Source organism: Kitasatospora sp. NPDC034023 (genome assembly GCF_055575795.1).
On record NZ_JBVIRY010000018.1, the window covers coordinates 15,809 to 30,723 of the forward strand.

Annotated in this window: 13 protein-coding genes; 10 read left to right on the top strand and 3 right to left on the bottom strand. The window is 72.7% G+C overall.

All coding sequences use genetic code 11. The annotated features are described in order from the left end of the window. The first annotated feature begins 14 nt into the window (after positions 1-14). From hpnD to ACZ52R_RS23175, 8 genes are all read left to right on the top strand, one after another. Positions 15-872, top strand: a complete 858-nt coding sequence (gene hpnD, locus ACZ52R_RS23140; protein WP_360490667.1) for a presqualene diphosphate synthase HpnD — start codon at positions 15-17, stop codon at positions 870-872. Positions 873-999: 127 nt separating this feature from the next. Then, the gene (gene hpnE / locus ACZ52R_RS23145) at positions 1,000-2,442 is read left to right on the top strand and encodes a hydroxysqualene dehydroxylase HpnE (protein WP_465754007.1); all 1,443 of its coding nucleotides are present in this window, start codon (positions 1,000-1,002) and stop codon (positions 2,440-2,442) included. A 194-nt stretch (positions 2,443-2,636) separates the two neighbouring features. After that, a complete protein-coding gene (locus ACZ52R_RS23150) occupies positions 2,637-3,725 on the top strand; it encodes a polyprenyl synthetase family protein (protein ID WP_396287639.1) in 1,089 nt (362 codons plus the stop codon). A 7-nt stretch (positions 3,726-3,732) separates the two neighbouring features. After that, a complete protein-coding gene (gene shc / locus ACZ52R_RS23155; protein WP_465619943.1) occupies positions 3,733-5,829 on the top strand; it encodes a squalene--hopene cyclase in 2,097 nt (698 codons plus the stop codon). Continuing rightward, positions 5,826-6,506 (top strand): 5'-methylthioadenosine/S-adenosylhomocysteine nucleosidase family protein, encoded by a 681-nt coding sequence (locus ACZ52R_RS23160; RefSeq protein WP_465664188.1) that lies wholly within the window; start codon positions 5,826-5,828, stop codon positions 6,504-6,506. The genes shc and ACZ52R_RS23160 overlap by 4 nt, the downstream gene beginning before the upstream one ends. Before the next feature lie 2 nt (positions 6,507-6,508). Further along, on the top strand, positions 6,509-7,537 hold the full coding sequence (gene hpnH, locus ACZ52R_RS23165) for an adenosyl-hopene transferase HpnH (protein WP_465619945.1): 1,029 nt from the start codon (positions 6,509-6,511) through the stop codon (positions 7,535-7,537). 112 nt (positions 7,538-7,649) lie between these two features. Further along, positions 7,650-9,560: a 1-deoxy-D-xylulose-5-phosphate synthase gene (gene dxs, locus ACZ52R_RS23170; protein WP_465754008.1), complete on the top strand. Its 1,911-nt coding sequence runs from the start codon at positions 7,650-7,652 to the stop codon at positions 9,558-9,560. After that, complete coding sequence (locus tag ACZ52R_RS23175; RefSeq protein ID WP_465619947.1) at positions 9,550-10,950, top strand: aspartate aminotransferase family protein; 1,401 nt, start codon at positions 9,550-9,552, stop codon at positions 10,948-10,950. Before dxs ends, ACZ52R_RS23175 begins: the two co-directional genes overlap by 11 nt. Positions 10,951-11,028: 78 nt before the next feature. On the opposite strand, the gene ACZ52R_RS23180 is transcribed toward ACZ52R_RS23175, so the two are convergent. Next, entirely contained in the window at positions 11,029-11,301 is a 273-nt protein-coding gene (locus ACZ52R_RS23180; protein WP_360489752.1) for a DUF6343 family protein, read from the bottom strand. 76 nt (positions 11,302-11,377) lie between these two features. Here ACZ52R_RS23180 and ACZ52R_RS23185 point away from each other — a divergent pair, with 76 nt between their 5' ends. Further along, positions 11,378-11,596: an I78 family peptidase inhibitor gene (locus ACZ52R_RS23185; protein WP_360489750.1), complete on the top strand. Its 219-nt coding sequence runs from the start codon at positions 11,378-11,380 to the stop codon at positions 11,594-11,596. Here the strand turns inward: ACZ52R_RS23185 and ACZ52R_RS23190 are convergent. Both ACZ52R_RS23190 and fabG read right to left on the bottom strand, forming a co-directional pair. Next, positions 11,547-12,320, bottom strand: coding sequence for a phosphatase PAP2 family protein (locus ACZ52R_RS23190; protein WP_465754009.1), 774 nt, complete (start codon positions 12,318-12,320; stop codon positions 11,547-11,549). The two genes, ACZ52R_RS23185 and ACZ52R_RS23190, sit on opposite strands and share 50 nt — an antisense overlap. A 387-nt stretch (positions 12,321-12,707) precedes the next feature. Continuing rightward, the gene (fabG, locus tag ACZ52R_RS23195) at positions 12,708-13,475 is read right to left on the bottom strand and encodes a 3-oxoacyl-ACP reductase FabG (RefSeq protein ID WP_360489746.1); all 768 of its coding nucleotides are present in this window, start codon (positions 13,473-13,475) and stop codon (positions 12,708-12,710) included. A gap of 403 nt (positions 13,476-13,878) precedes the next feature. Here fabG and ACZ52R_RS23200 point away from each other — a divergent pair, with 403 nt between their 5' ends. After that, positions 13,879-14,745 (top strand): MarR family winged helix-turn-helix transcriptional regulator, encoded by an 867-nt coding sequence (locus ACZ52R_RS23200; protein ID WP_360489744.1) that lies wholly within the window; start codon positions 13,879-13,881, stop codon positions 14,743-14,745. Positions 14,746-14,915 lie beyond the last annotated feature (170 nt).

The following is a 14,915-nucleotide window of genomic DNA, read 5'->3' on the forward strand; positions in this document are numbered from 1 at the left end:
CGTCGGCCCAGGTCATGGCGGCATACCGGTACTGCGAGGCAGTCACCGGGTTGCAGGCGCGCAACTTCAGCTACGGCATCCGCCTGCTGCCCGAACCCAAGCGGCTGGCCATGTCGGCCCTGTACGCCCTGGCCCGCCGGGTGGACGACATCGGCGACGGCGACCTCCCGGCCGACCGCAAGGCCGAGGCGCTGCTGCGCACCCGGGAACTGGTGGACGAGGTCCGCTCCGGGGTGGTCGCCGAGGACGACACCGACCCGATCAAGGTCGCCCTGGCCGACACGGCCCGGCGCTTCCCGATCCCGCTCGGCGGCTTCGACGAACTGATCGACGGCGTCGAGATGGACCTCAAGGGCGCCGAGTACCAGACGTACGAGGAGCTGAAGGTCTACTGCCGCTGCGTGGCCGGCGCGATCGGCCGGCTCTCCCTGGGCGTCTACGGCTGCGACGACCCCGAGCTCGGGGCGCGGTACGCGGACACCCTGGGCCTGGCGCTGCAGCTCACCAACATCCTGCGCGACCTGCGCGAGGACGCCCTGAACGGCCGCACCTACCTGCCCACCGAGGACCTCGTCCGGTTCGGCTGCGAGCAGGGCTTCGCGCTGCCCAAGCCGCCGGTCGGCGCGGACTTCACCGGCCTGGTGGCCTTCGAGGCCGCCCGCGCCCAGGCCGCCTTCGAGGAGGGCCTGCGGCTGCTGCCGATGCTCGACCGCCGCAGCCGGGCCTGCACCGCCGCGATGGCCGGGATCTACCACCGGCTGCTCGGCCGGATCGCCGCCGACCCCGAGTCGGTCCTGCGCGGCCGGGTCTCGCTGCCGGGCTGGGAGAAGGCGTACGTGGCGCTTTCCGGGCTCGCCGGGGGGCGTTCTTGATTCTCGCGACAGTTCTGTCACGCTGTGTCAGCGGGGAATCACGTGCGGGCAGTTCCGTGTTGACCGAACGAGGACCGGCTTCAGCGACCGCCTGCCGGCGGTCCAGCGACTGCGAGGGGGAGGGCCGATGACCGGGCGAGCCGATGCCGCGCGCCCGGCCGCCGTCGTGGTCGGCGGCGGCCTGGCCGGAATCACCGCCGCCCTGCGCCTGGCCGAGGCGGGCCACCGGGTCACCCTCGCCGAGGGGCGGCCCCGGCTCGGCGGCCTGGCGTTCTCCTTCCGACGCGGCGAGCTGACCGTCGACAACGGCCAGCACGTCTACCTGCGCTGCTGCACCGCCTACCGCGGCCTGCTGGAGCGGCTCGGCGCCACCCGCCTGGTCCACCTGCAGGACCGCCTCGACGTCCCGGTGCTCTCCGTCACCGGCCCCGACGCCGCACCGGTGCGCACCCTCGGCCGGCTGCAGCGGGCCGGCCTGCCCGTCCCCCTGCACCTGGCCGCCAGCCTCGCCCGCTACCCGCACCTGTCCCCGGTCGACCGCGCCCGGGTGGTCCGCGGCGCGCTCGCCCTGAAGGGCCTGGACCTCGACGACCCGGCGCTGGACCGGATCTCCTTCGGCGAGTGGCTGCGCCGCAACGGGCAGAACGCCGCCACCCAGGCCGCCCTGTGGGACCTGGTCGGCGTCGCCACCCTGAACGGGCGGGCCGACCAGGTGTCGATGGCGCTCGCGGCGAAGGTGTTCCAGACCGGCCTGCTCTCCGACCCGGGCGCCGCCGACATCGGCATCGCCGCCGCCCCGCTCGGCGCGATCCACCACGACCGGGCGCTCGCCGAGCTGGAACACGCCGGTGTGAAGGTGCTGCTGCGCACCCGGGTGGCGGAACTCAAGCCGGCCGCGCCGCAGCACGCCGTCCTCCTGGAGGGCGGGGAACTGCTCACCGCCGACACCGTCGTGCTGGCCGGCGCCCAGGACAGCGCGGCCGCCCTACTGCCGCCGAACGCCATCCCGGAGCAGGAACGGCTGGCCGGGTTCGGCACCGCGCCGATCCTCAACGTGCACGTGATCTACGACCGCAAGCTGCTGCGTCGGCCGTTCTTCGCCGCCCTCGGCTCCCCGGTCCAGTGGGTCTTCGACCGCACCGCGCACTCCGGCCTGGCCGCCACCGAGCTGGGCCGGGCCCACCCGGGCGCCCAGTACCTGGCGCTCTCGCAGTCCGCCGCGCAGGACGAGATCGACCTGCCGGTCGCCGAGCTGCGCCGCCGCTACCTGCCCGAGCTGGAGCGGCTGCTGCCGGCCGCGGCCGGGGCCGAGGTGCTCGACTTCTTCGTCACCCGCGAGCGCACCGCGACCTTCGACCCGGCCCCGGGCCGCGGGCCGCTGCGCCCGTCGGCCCGCACCGAGGTCCCCGGCCTGCTGCTGGCCGGCTCGTGGACGGCCACCGGCTGGCCCGCGACCATGGAGGGCGCCGTGCGCAGCGGCCACGCCGCCGCCGACGCCGCGCTCGCCGCGCTCGCCGCGACCGGCGCCCGGGTGCCGGTGGACCGCGGCGACGGGAGGTGGCCCAGGTGACGGCGGGCCCCGCCGCCGGAGAGCCCGCGAGAGCCGACGGGCGTACCGTCGAGCGCGTCGGCGGAATCAGCGGGACCGGCCGGACCGGCCGGACCGACGCCCTTGGCACCGGCACCACCCGAATCGACACCAGCCGCACCGACAGCACCCGGCCGCCCCGTGCGGTCCGGCACCACCAGGGAGAGGGAACGCACGTGGAGTCACGCACCGGCTTCGCCGTCGGAGGTACGGCGCACGCCGAACCGGTCTCGGTGCCGGAGCTGCTCGCCCGCAGCCGTACGCTCTGCACCCCGCCGCTACGGGCCGCCGTCGCCCGTTTGGCCGCACCGATGGACACCGTCGGGGCCTACCACTTCGGCTGGATCGACCGGGACGGCACGCCGGTCTCGGGGGACGGCGGCAAGGCCGTACGCCCGGCGCTGGCACTGCTGTCCGCCCAGGCCACCGGTGCGGCGGCCGAGGTGGGGGTGCCCGGTGGGGTGGCCGTTGAACTGGTGCACAACTTCTCCCTGCTCCATGATGATCTGATGGACGGTGACGAGACCCGGCGGCACCGGGCCACCGCCTGGACGGTCTTCGGGCCGGCCCAGGCGATCCTGGTCGGCGACGCCCTGGCGACGCTCGGCACGGAGGTGCTGCTCGACGCCGCGGTGACCGGCGGCGCGAGTCCCACCGACGCCGCGCGCGCCGTCCGGCTGCTCACCACGGCGACCCGCCGGCTGATCGACGGCCAGGCCATGGACGTTGCCTTCGAACAGCGCGACAGCGTGACCGTCGCGGAGTGCCTGGAGATGGAGGGCGGAAAGACCGCGGCCCTGCTGGCCGCCGCCTCGGCGATCGGCGCGGTCCTGGCCGGGGCCGACGACAAGGTCTCCGACTCCCTCCAGCGCTACGGCCACCACCTGGGCCTGGCCTTCCAGGCGGTGGACGACCTGCTCGGCATCTGGGGCGCCACCGAGGTCACCGGCAAGCCGCACTGGGGAGACCTGCGCCAGCGCAAGAAGTCCCTGCCGGTCGCCGCAGCCCTGGCCGAGGGCGGCCCGGCCTCGCGCCGGCTCGCCGGGCAGCTGGCCGACCCGAAGGGGCGGGGAGAGGAGAGCGAGCCCGAGCTCGCCGCCCGGGCCGCGCTGATCGAGGAGGCCGGCGGCCGCGCCTGGACCCAGGAGGAGGCCCGCCGCCAGCACACGACTGCCCTCTCCGCCCTGGACGAGGTGCCCATGTCCGACGAGGTGCGCGAGCACTTCGTCGCACTCGCCGAATTCGTGGTGGTACGAGAGAGGTGACGTTACGTTGACAGCAACCGCGGACGGCCGGCTCGACCCTGAGTACGATTCCGAGCCGGTCGCGGTGGGCGACCGCCCCCCGGCCCTCCTGGGCGCGGGGCGGTGGCAGCCCGAGGACGCCGACCAGCTCCGGCCGACCGACGAGGCGGACCTCCGACCGGCCGACGCGCGGGAGGCCCTGGCCCGCGCCACCACCCACCTGCTCTCGCTGCAGTCCTCCGAGGGCTGGTGGAAAGGCGACCTGGAGACCAACGTCACCATGGACGCCGAGGATTTACTGCTCCGACAGTTCCTCGGGATCCGGACCGACGAACAGACGAACGCCACCGCCGAGTGGATCCGCTCCCATCAGCGTGAGGACGGCACCTGGGCCACCTTCCACGGCGGGCCGCCCGAACTGTCCACCACCGTCGAGGCCTACGTCGCGCTCAGGCTGGCCGGCGACGAGCCGAACGCCCCGCACATGCTGGCCGCCGCCCGGTACGTCCGCTCGGCGGGCGGCATCGCGGCCGCCCGGGTGTTCACCCGGATCTGGCTCGCGCTGTTCGGCTGGTGGCCCTGGGAGCGGCTGCCGGAGATGCCGCCCGAGATCATCTTCCTGCCCAAGTGGCTCCCGCTGAACATCTACGCCTTCGGGTGCTGGGCCCGCCAGACCATCGTCCCGCTGACCGTCGTCTCCGCCCACCGGCCCGTCCGTCCGGCGCCCTTCCAGCTCACCGAGCTGCACACCGACCCGGCCGACCCCTACCCCCAACGGCCACTCGCCCCCGCCACCACCTGGGACGGCCTGTTCGAGCGCCTCGACAAGGCACTGCACGCCTACCACCGCCGGGCCTTCCGCCCGCTGCGCCGCCTGGCCGTCGCCCAGGCCTGCCGCTGGATCGTCGAACGGCAGGAAGCCGACGGCTGCTGGGGCGGCATCCAGCCCCCCGCCGTCTACTCGCTGATCGCCCTGCACCTCGAGGGCTACGAGCTGGAACACCCGGTGATGCAGGCCGGACTCTCCTCCTTCGACCGCTTCACCGTGCACACCGAGGACGGCAAGCGCTGGCTGGAGGCCTGCCAGTCCCCGGTCTGGGACACCTGCCTGGCCACCGTCGCGCTGGCCGACGCCGGGCTGCCGGCCGACCACCCCGCGCTGGTCTCCGCCGTCGACTGGATGCTCGGCGAGGAGATCCGCAAGCGCGGCGACTGGGCCGTCCAACGGCCCGGGCTCCCCGCCGGCGGCTGGGCCTTCGAGTTCGAGAACGACACCTACCCCGACATCGACGACACCGCCGAGGTGGTCCTGGCGCTGCGCCGGGTGGCCCACCCCGACCCGGCCAAGGTCGACGCGGCGGTGGACCGGGGCGTGCTGTGGAACCTCGGCATGCAGTCCAAGAACGGCGCCTGGGGCGCCTTCGACGTCGACAACACCAGCACGCTGCCCAACAAGCTGCCGTTCTGCGACTTCGGCGAGGTGGTCGACCCGCCGTCCGCCGACGTCACCGCCCACGTGGTGGAGATGCTCGCGGAGACCGGCCGCGCCCGCGACCCCCGGACCCGGCGCGGCATCGAGTGGCTGCTGCGCAACCAGGAGGCGGACGGCTCATGGTTCGGCCGCTGGGGCACCAACTACATCTACGGCACCGGCTCGGTGCTGCCCGCCCTGGTCGCGGCCGGCGTCCCGGACGAGCACCCGGCGATCCGCCGGGCGGTGCGCTGGCTGGAGGACCGGCAGAACGCCGACGGCGGCTGGGGCGAGGACATGCGCTCCTACGACGACCCGGCGCGCTGGGCCGGGCGCGGCGACTCCACCGCCTCGCAGACCGCGTGGGCGCTGATGGCGCTGCTCGCAGCCGGCGAGGGCCCGGACGGCCGGACCAACCCGGCGGTGGAACGCGGCGTGGACTGGCTGGTGCGCACCCAGCTGCCCGAGGGCACCTGGGACGAGCCGCAATTCACCGGCACCGGCTTCCCGTGGGACTTCTCCATCAACTACCACCTGTACCGGCTGGTCTTCCCGGTCACCGCGCTCGGCCGCTACCTCCACGGCAGCCCGACCATCCGTCGGGACGGTGGGGGCCGGGCGAACGGCACCCCGGCGATCGGGGCGGCGCGGTGACCACCGCCCCCCTGCTGGTGCTCTGCGCACTGGGCCCCGAGGTCTGGGCCCTGCGCGGCGGCGACTGGCGCGGCGCGGCCGGCGGAGCCCCGGTGCTGGTCCGCACCGGGGTCGGCCGGCGGCGCGCCGGGATGGCCGTGCGACGGCTGCTCGGCTCCGTCTCCGGCGGCTACGGCGCGGTCGTGGTGGCCGGCTTCGGCGCCGCGCTCGGCCCCGGCGTGCAGCCCGGCGACGTCGTCGCGGCCGACGGCGTGCGCGACGCCGAGGGCCACCTCTACCCGGTCGACTCCGGGCCGGAGCTCACCCGGGCGCTGAAGGAACGCGGCCTGACCGTACACACCGGGGTGCACCACACCGCCGACCACGTCGTGCGCGGCATCGAGCGCCGGGCACTGCACCTGCAGGGCGCGCTCGCCGTCGACATGGAGGCCGCCGCCGTGCTGGCCGCGCTGCGGGAGGTGCGGCCGACACTGCCCGCGGCCGTCCTGCGCGTGGTGGTCGACACCCCCGAGCACGAACTGCTGCGCCCCGGCACCCTCCCGGCCGGGGTGCGGGCCTGGCGGACCCTCCGGGCGACGGTGCCCGCCCTGGTCGACTGGTACCGGCAGGAGCTCGCGCCCCGCTCCGCAGACCTGAACCACCCCACATCCTCGACGCTCCCTCAGGAGGCGAGCTAGCCATGGCCATGCCGTTGCGCCAGACCGTGCGGGTCGGCACCTACCTCATGCAGCAGAAGCTGCTCAAACGACGGGACAAGTTCCCGCTGATCGTGGAGCTGGAACCGCTGTTCGCCTGCAACCTCGCCTGCGAGGGCTGCGGCAAGATCCAGCACCCGGCGGGCGTCCTGAAGCAGCGGATGCCCGTCGCCCAGGCGGTCGGCGCGGTCCTGGAGTCGGGTGCCCCGATGGTCTCGATCGCCGGCGGCGAGCCGCTGATGCACCCGCAGATCGACGAGATCGTCCGCCAGCTGGTCGAGCACCGCAAGTACGTGTTCCTGTGCACCAACGCGCTGCTGCTGCGCAAGAAGATCGAGAAGTTCACGCCCTCCCCGTACTTCACCTTCGCCGTGCACATCGACGGCATGCGGGAGCGGCACGACGAGTCGGTGGCCAAGGAGGGCACCTTCGACGAGGCGGTGGCCGCGATCAAGGAGGCCAAGCGGCGCGGCTTCCGGGTCACCACCAACAGCACCTTCTTCAACACCGACACCCCGCAGACCGTCATCGAGGTGCTGGACTACCTCAACGACGAGCTGAAAGTGGACGAGATGATGATCTCGCCCGCCTACGCCTACGAGAAGGCCCCCGACCAGGAGCACTTCCTGGGCGTCGAACAGACCAGGGAACTCTTCCGCAAAGCCTTCGCCGGCGGGAACCGCAAGCGCTGGCGCCTCAACCACAGCCCGCTCTTCCTGGACTTCCTGGAGGGCAAGGCCGACTTCGAATGCACCCCGTGGGGCATCCCCAACTACTCGCTGTTCGGCTGGCAGCGGCCCTGCTACCTGATGGCCGACGGCTACGTGCCGACCTACCGCGAGCTGGTCGAGAAGACCGACTGGAGCAAGTACGGCCGCGGCCGGGACCCGCGCTGCGCCAACTGCATGGCCCACTGCGGCTACGAGCCGACGGCCGTCCTCGCCACCATGGGTTCGCTCCAGCAGTCGCTGCGCGCCATCACCGAGACCATCGGCGGCAACCACGGCCGCTGAGCCGGGAGTTGACCGCCAAGTCGGCACCCCGGCCCGGGCCCCGCGCCCGGGCCGGCTCCGCCCCTGCCGGGCGGAGGCATCACCGCACCGCTCCGAGTCGTGAGGTGTACCCATGTCACTGCTCTCCCGCGTCACCTCGCCGGCCGAGCTGCGCAAGCTCCCGGCGGCCGAACTCCCGCTGCTCGCCGACGAGATCAGGGACTTCCTGATCGACGCCGTCACCCGCACCGGCGGACACCTCGGGCCCAATCTCGGCGTGGTGGAGCTCACCATCGCGCTGCACCGGGTCTTCGACTCGCCGTACGACCGGATCGTCTTCGACACCGGCCACCAGAGCTACGTCCACAAACTGCTCACCGGCCGCCAGGACTTCACCCGGCTGAGGATGCGGGGCGGACTGTCCGGCTACCCCTCGCGCGGCGAGTCCGAGCACGACCTGGTCGAGAACTCGCACGCCTCCACCGCGCTCTCCTACGCCGACGGCCTGGCCAAAGCCGCCCGGCTGCTCGGCCAGCACGACCGGCACACCGTCGCGGTGATCGGCGACGGCGCGCTCACCGGCGGACTCGCCTGGGAAGCGCTCAACAACATCGCCGAAGCCCGCGACCGGCCGCTGGTCATCGTCGTCAACGACAACGAACGCTCCTACGCCAAGACCATCGGCGGCCTCGCCAACCACCTCGCCACCCTGCGCACCACCCAGGGCTACGAGCGCTTCCTCGCCCTCGGCAAGGAAGCGCTGCAACGCACCCCGCTGGTCGGCCAGCCGATCTTCGACGCGCTGCACGGCGCCAAGAAGGGGTTCAAGGACGCCTTCGCCCCACAGGGCATGTTCGAGGACCTCGGCCTCAAGTACCTCGGCCCGATCGACGGCCACGACCTGGGCGCGGTCGAACAGGCGCTGCGCCAGGCCCGCAACTTCGGCGGGCCGGTCATCGTGCACTGCCTCACCGTCAAGGGACGCGGCTACCGTCCCGCCGAGCAGGACGAAGCCGACCGCTTCCACGCCGTCAACCCGATCGACCCGTACACCTGCCTGCCGATCTCGCCCAGCAGCGGCGTCTCCTGGACCTCGGTGTTCGGCGAGGAACTGCTCGCGCTCGGCACCGAGCGGCCGGACCTGGTGGCGATCACCGCGGCCATGCTGCAGCCGGTGGGCCTGGCGCCGTTCGCCAAGGCGTACCCGACGCGGGCCTTCGACGTCGGGATCGCCGAACAGCACGCCGTCACCAGCGCCGCGGGGCTCGCCACCGGAGGACTGCACCCGGTGGTCGCGGTGTACGCGACCTTCCTGAACCGGGCCTTCGACCAGGTGTTGATGGACGTCGCCCTACACCGGCTGGGCGTCACCTTCGTACTCGACCGCTCCGGGGTGACCGGACCGGACGGCGCCTCGCACAACGGCATGTGGGACCTGTCGATCCTGCAGGTCGTCCCGGGCCTGCGGCTCGCCGCACCGCGCGACGCCGACCAGCTGCGGGCCCAGCTGCGCGAGGCCGTCGAGGTCGGGGACGCGCCGACGGTCGTGCGCTTCCCGAAGGGGAACGTCGGGCCCGCCGTGCGGGCCGTCGAGCGGATCGGCGGGGTGGACGTGCTGCTGCGCACCGGGCGCCCGGCCGAGATCCTGCTGGTCGCCGTCGGCACCACCGCCCCGGCCTGCCTGGACGCCGCCCGGCTGCTGCTCGCCGAGGGCTTCACCGCGACCGTCGTCGACCCGCGCTGGGTCAAGCCCGTCGACCCGGCGCTGCCCGAGCTGGCCGCCGCCCACCGGCTGGTGGTCACCGTGGAGGACAACGGCCGGACCGGCGGGGTCGGTTCGGCGATCGCCCAGGCGCTGCGCGACGCCGACGTGGACGTACCGCTGCGGGTCCTCGGCCTGCCGCAGGAGTTCCTCGGGCACGCCTCGCGCGGAGAGATCCTCGAGGAGGCGGGGCTCACCGGGACCGGGGTCGCCGCCCAGACCGCCGTCTTCGCCAAGAACCTGCTACCGACCCGAGGAGCGAACCCGCGCCATGCCGGCTGACCCAGACCGCCCCGCCTTCGACCTCGCCGCCCTCCTCGCCGAACGCGGCGGTGAGCGCTACGAGTTGAGCAGCCGCTACCTCAACCCGCAGCTGTCCCGGATGCTCCACACCATCGGCTTCGACAAGTACTACGAGCGCGCCAAGGGCCAGTACTTCTACGACGCCGAGGGCAACGAGTACCTCGACATGCTGGCCGGCTTCGGCATCTTCGCGCTCGGCCGCCACCACCCGGTGGTGCGCACGGCGATCCAGCAGGTGATGGACCTGGACCTGCCGGACCTGGTGCGCTTCGACTGCTCGCCGTTGCCCGGGCTGCTGGCCGAGCGGCTGCTGTCGTACGCCCCCGGGCTGGACCGGGTGTTCTTCGGCAACAGCGGGACGGAAGCGGTGGAGACCGCGCTGAAGTTCGCCCGGTACGCCACCGGACGCCGGCGGATCCTCTACGCCGACCACGCCTTCCACGGGCTGACCACCGGCTCGCTCTCGGTCAACGGGGAGAACGGCTTCCGCAAGGGCTTCGACCCGCTGCTCCCGGACACCGCCATCCCGCTCGGCGATCTGTCGGCGCTGGCAAAGGAGTTGAAGCGCGGCGACGTCGCGGCCCTGATCGTCGAACCGATCCAGGGCAAGGGCGTCCAGGCCCCGCCGCCCGGCTGGCTGCGCGCCGCCCAGGCGCTGCTGCACGAGCACAAGGCGCTGCTCATCTGCGACGAGGTGCAGACCGGGATCGGCCGCACCGGAGAGTTCTTCGCCTACCAGCACGAGGACGGCGTGCTGCCCGACCTGGTCTGCGCGGCCAAGGCGCTCTCCGGCGGGTACGTCCCGGTCGGGGCGACGCTCGGCAAGGGCTGGATCTTCGAGAAGGTGTACTCCTCGATGGACCGGGTGCTGGTGCACTCGGCCAGCTTCGGATCGAACGCCCAGGCCATGGCGGCCGGGCTGGCGACCCTGGAGGTGATGCGGGACGAGAAGGTGGTGGAGAACGCCCGCACGGTCGGCGACCGGTTCCGCGAGCGGCTGACCGAGCTGGTCGACAAGTACGAGCTGCTCGCCGAGGTGCGCGGGCGCGGGCTGATGATCGGCATCGAGTTCGGCCGGCCCAAGTCGCTCAAGCTGCGCACCGGGTGGACGGCCCTGCAGGCGGCACGCAAGGGGCTGTTCGCGCAGATGGTCGTGGTCCCGCTGCTGCAGCGGCACCGGATCCTCACCCAGGTGTCCGGGGACCACCTGGAAGTGATCAAGCTGCTTCCGCCGCTGATCATCACCGAGCGGGACGTGGACCGCTTCATGGACGCCTTCACCGACATCATGGACGAGGCCCACCGGGGGAGCGGCCTGATGTGGGACTTCGGGCGGACGCTGGTGAAGCAGGCGGTCGGCGGTCGCTGAGGCCGAGGGCCGGGTGGTTTGGGTGCGGGGAGTGTGAAGTCGGCCGGGCCGACTTCACACTCCATGGGAGACACCGCGTCAGAGCTCGGTCCGGCGACGCCGGACGACCACCACGAGATCGACGATGGCGAACAGGGAGAGCAGGCCGCACGCGACGGCGAAGCCGGTGAGCGTGCCCCGGCTGGGTGCGCCGTTGACGGGCGAGACGGCCGCCCAGACCGCGAAGCCCACCGTGGCCAGCACGAACAGCGGCGTGAAGATGAGCGAGAGCAGGTAGCGGAGCTTGAGGTCGCTGCGGGCGGTGGTCGGCTCGGTGCCGCTGCGCCACCGTCGCGGGGTGGTGGTGCGCATGGCCTTCACCTCCGGACCGCGCGGGTCGGGCTACGATTCCAGCGTACGTCCGAGGAGGCTGGCCGGGGGAGGCACGATGTCGGGGTCGGACGCGGTGGGGTCGGGTACGGCGGGGGCGGACGCCGAGGGGTACGCGGGGCTGCGGGTCGAGCGGGCCCGGGAGCTGGCCCGGCGGCACGGCTGGGCCTCGGTCCGGGTGCTGGAGCCCGGGGACCTGATGACCATGGAGTACCGGCAGGGGCGGCTCAACCTCGCGGTGCGGGACGGCGTGGTCGAGCGGAGCTGGGAGGGGTAGCGCTCGCCCCCATCGCCGTGGTGGCCCGGTAGGGGAGGGCGCGGCGGCCGAAGCGGCGGTGGAGCCGTTGCTCGACGATGGTCACGAGGGGTTCCAGCAGCGGCAGCGAGAGCAGGACGAGCAGCCCGGCGGCCCAGCCGGCCAGCACGTCGGTGACCCAGTGGGTGCCCAGGTAGACCGTGGTCAGGCCGATCGAGCAGGCGGTTCCGGCGGCGATCACCGCGCCGGTGCGACGCCAGCGGACCGCGAGGTAGGCAAGCACGCCCCAGGTGACCACGGCGTTCGCGGTGTGGCCGGACGGGAAGATGGTGCCGCCGGAGAAGAGCTCGGGCGAGCCGACGTACTGGGCGTAGTGCGGGCCGAGCCGGCCGGTGACGATCTTCACCGCGCCCACCGTGACATTCAGCAAAAGCAGCGCGATCCCCATGACCAGCAGCGGGCGCAGTCGGCCTAGTCGGCGGGCGCGCCAGGCGAGCCAGGCGAAGGCGGCGATCGCCGAGGGCCCGCGCTGCCCGGCGACCACCCAGGAGTCGAGCAGCGGCTCCAGCCGGGGCCACCGCTCGTACGGGCGCAGCAGGCGGACCGACCAGTCGAGGTCGACCAGGGCGGTGTTGAGCAGGACACCGGCCAGTACCAGCAGGTAGACGACGACGGTGGCGGCGAGCAGGGCGGCCTGCCGTCGGCTCATCGGCGGCCAGCCGGGGTCGCGGCCGGCGGGGATCATGGGGCTGACGGGGCCGATCGGGCTGCGACGGTCGGGGTCGCGGCTGATGGGGCCGATCGGGCCGCAGGGGGTGGTGGGGCGTCCCCGGCCGGTGGTGGCGGTGTGGTGTCGCCGCCCCTGTCGCGGAATGGGGGCGGGGGTACTTCCGGATTGCACGGGGCGACCTTACCCATCCGGACAGGGCTATTCCGGGGGTAATTGTCATTTTCCCGTGAAATCGACAATTTGGGCTGTCCGGGGTGGTCCGGCGAGCGATTTCCGCTATTTCGGGATCGAATGCCAGTGTGGTCTTCGAATGGTTCCCCAAAAGCCCCGGTAAAGGAAACGGAGTGGGAGGCCGGCCTGCCCGGCTTCCCACTCCGTGGTAACCCTGTGTAGGTTCCGTGCTCAGTCGAGGGGCCCGCCCGCGACGTAGATCACCTGGCCGGAGACGAAGCCGGCGCCCTCGCTCGCCAGGAACGAGATGGTGTGGGCGACGTCCTCAGGCAGACCGACCCGCTGGACCGGGATCTGAGAGGCGGCAGCCCGCTTGAAGTCTTCGAAGTCCATGCCGACCCGGGCGGCGGTGGCTGCTGTCATGTCCGTGGCGATGAATCCGGGGGCGACGGCGTTGGCGGTGATGCCGAACTTGCCCAGCTCAATGGCCAAAGTCTTGGTGAAGCCCTGCAGGCCGGCCTTGGCGGCCGAGTAGTTGGCCTGGCCGCGGTTGCCCTGGGCCGAGGAGGAGGACAGGTTGACGATGCGGCCGAATCCGGCGTCGACCATGTGCTTCTGCACTGCGCGGGTCATCAGGAAGGCGCCGCGGAGGTGAACGTTCATGACCGTGTCCCAGTCGGACTCGGACATCTTGAAGAGCAGGTTGTCGCGGAGAACACCCGCGTTGTTGACCAGCACGACGGGGGTGCCGAGCTCGGCGACCACGCGGTCGACGGCGGCCTGGACCTGCTCGGCGTTCGAGACGTCGGCGCCGACGGCCACGGCCCTGCCGCCGGCGGCGGTGATCCGGTCCACGGTGTCCTTGCCGGCCGCCTCGTCCAGGTCCAGGACGGCGACCGCGTAACCGTCGGCGGCCAGCCGGACGGCGGTGGCGGCACCCAGGCCGCGGGCGGCGCCGGTGACGACGGCGACCCGGGGGGCGGTGCTCTGCTCGGTCATGCTCGCTCTCGTCTCTCTCGGGGGTTGCCTCCGGGGGAGCCCCCGGGGGAGGGTGGCCACACCCTACCGGCGAGTAGGGAAGGCGGCCAGAGTGGAGAGACGCAGGTGACGGTCGGTAAGGACCGACCGGTCGGCTTTCTGCTGAGAACGGGTTACTGCAACGGTGTGGCAGCGCGTAAATATGCCAATGTTGCCGAACCTGCGTCTACTATCCGCCCCTGCCTGCCAGCAGGGGCCAGCCGTTTGTATAGTGTCCGCCAGCAGCCACCGGCTGCACGGCTGGAGCGCCCTCCCTCATAGCTGGACGCCCACTCGCCGTTACTGCCCCACCCGGGTGTCCCACACACACCGGGTGTGACATCGGGACGGATACATGGTGCTGGGGGAGATCCCGACAACCCGCGTGTCCGCGCGACTGCAGCAGTCGCCCGGACACCTCATTCGCGTTGCACAGCAGGTTCACACCCGGCTGTGGTCGGAGCACGTCGGAGCCGATCTCACGGCTCCGCAGTTCGCCGTGCTGCTGGTCCTGGCCCTCGAGCCGGGTGCGGACCAGCGAACGGTCGGCGAGCGAGCGTCGCTGGACAAGGCCACGATGGCCGAGATGGTCGCGCGGCTGGTCCGCCGCGGCCTGGTGCTGCGTCGGCGCGACCCGGCCGACGGCCGACGCAAGCTGCTCGCTCTCTCGCAGAGCGGCGCCCAGGCGGTGCGCGAGGCCACCGGTGGTGTGGTCCGCGTGCAGCGCGTCCTGTTCGAGCCGCTGACGGCGGAGGAGCAGGTCGAGGTCGTCCGGGTGATGGCCAAGATAGCCAGGCTGGAGCCCGCGGCGGTCGCCGTCTTCACGGACGCGCGGCCGATACTGGACGCCCAGCGGGCGATCGGCTACCTGATCAGGGTGAGCCAGCAGGTGCACACCAAGCTCTGGTCGGAGCACGTCGGCGCGGAGCTGACGGCCCCGCAGTACGCGGTGCTGGACGCCCTGGAGCAGGAGCCGGGCGCCGACCAGCGCACGGTGGGCGAGCTGGCCTCGCTGGACAAGGCCACCATGGCCGAGATGGTGAGCCGGCTGGTGCGCCGCGGTCTGGTGCAGCGCCGGCGCGACCCCTCGGACGGACGGCGCAACCTGCTCTCGCTCTCACCGGCGGGACAGGACCTGCTGCACCGCTCGGCCGCCGGGGTGGCCGAGGTCCAGCGGCTGCTGCTGGCTCCGCTGGAGGAGGCTGAGCACGAGGCTGCACTCGCGCTCATCGCCAAGGCGGGCAGGCTTTAGACCAAGCCTTGGTAACAACAGCCAAAACGATTCGCCAACGCACCGAGGGTCCCTGGCCGTTGGTGTGGTGATGTTGTGAATCGCGCATGACGAGGACCGCCCACCCCGTTCGGGGCGGGCGGTCCTCGTCATGGCGGCCATCAGGCCCCGTGGGTTCCGGTCGCGGATGC